This is a genomic window from Streptomyces sp. NPDC038707 (assembly GCF_040636485.1).
GTDB lineage: Bacteria > Actinomycetota > Actinomycetes > Streptomycetales > Streptomycetaceae > Streptomyces.
In genome coordinates, this window is the sequence record NZ_JBEZUP010000106.1 from 1 (window position 1) to 1,240 (window position 1,240).

Annotated in this window: 1 protein-coding gene and 1 pseudogene; both read right to left on the minus strand. The window is 71.1% G+C overall.

Translation table 11 applies throughout. The features are described from left to right. A pseudogene (locus AB0E62_RS40025) lies at nucleotides 1-425 on the minus strand (electron transfer flavoprotein subunit alpha/FixB family protein); the annotation flags it as partial. Nucleotides 426-477: 52 nt separating this feature from the next. Further along, complete coding sequence (locus AB0E62_RS40030) at nucleotides 478-1,239, minus strand: electron transfer flavoprotein subunit beta/FixA family protein (protein ID WP_362206075.1); 762 nt, start codon at nucleotides 1,237-1,239, stop codon at nucleotides 478-480. Between the last annotated feature and the right edge of the window lies 1 nt (nucleotide 1,240).

The window sequence follows — 1,240 nt, forward strand, 5'->3', positions numbered from 1 at the left end:
ACCCGGGACTTGGTGGTGAAGGACGCGGCGAACACCGACTGGGTGGCCACCGGGCCCTCCTCGCCGGCCTCCAGGTCGACGGCATCGGTGATGACGCCCGAACCGATGCGCAGCGCCAGGCGGGCGGCGATCTCCTTGCCCTCGGCGGAGGAGGGGACCAGCACGGCGGCCGGGGAGACCTGCTCATAGGCGGCCTGCAGCGCGTCCACCTTCGGCACGACCAGGTACTCGGCGTACTCGGCGGCGTCGTGGGTGAGCACCTTGACCGCGCCGTGCCCGGCGAGGGTGGCGGCGGTGTCGGCGGCGCCGTTGCCCAGCGCGACGGCGACGGGCTCGCCGAGGCGGCGGGCCAGGGTCAGCAGCTCCAGGGTGGGCTTGCGGACGGCACCGTCCACGTGGTCGACGTAGACGAGGACTTCAGCCATGGGATTGCTCTCCTGCGTAACGAAGTTGAGGGGCGGTCGGCGGGGCGGGCCCTTAGATGAACTTCTGGGCCGCGAGGAACTCAGCGAGCTGCTTGCCGCCCTCGCCCTCGTCCTTGACGATGGTGCCGGCCGTGCGCGCCGGACGCTCGGTCGCGGACTCGACCTGGGTGAACGCGCCGTCCAGGCCGACCTCCTCGGCCTCGATGTCCAGGTCGGACAGGTCCCAGGACTCCACCGGCTTCTTCTTGGCCGCCATGATGCCCTTGAAGGACGGGTAGCGGGCCTCACCGGACTGGTCGGTCACGGAGACGACCGCGGGCAGCTGCGCCTCGAGCTGCTCGGAGGCGGCGTCACCGTCACGGCGGCCCCTGACCGTGCCGTCCTCCACGGAGACCTCGGACAGCAGGGTGACCTGCGGGACGCCCAGGCGCTCGGCGACCAGCGCCGGGACGATGCCCATGGTGCCGTCGGTGGAGGCCATGCCGGAGACGACCAGGTCGAAACCGGCCTTCTCGATGGCCTTCGCCAGCACCAGGGAGGTGCCGATGGCGTCGGTGCCGTGCAGGTCGTCGTCCTCGACGTGAACGGCCTTGTCCGCACCCATCGACAGGGCCTTGCGGAGCGCGTCCTTGGCGTCCTCGGGGCCGACCGTGAGCACGGTGACCTCGGCGTCGTCCGCGTTCTCCGCGATCTGCAGGGCCTGCTCGACCGCGTACTCGTCCAGCTCGGAGAGCAGACCGTCCACGTCGTCGCGGTCGACGGTCAGGTCATCGGCGAAGTGCCGGTCGCCAGTGGCGTCGGGCACGTACTTCACA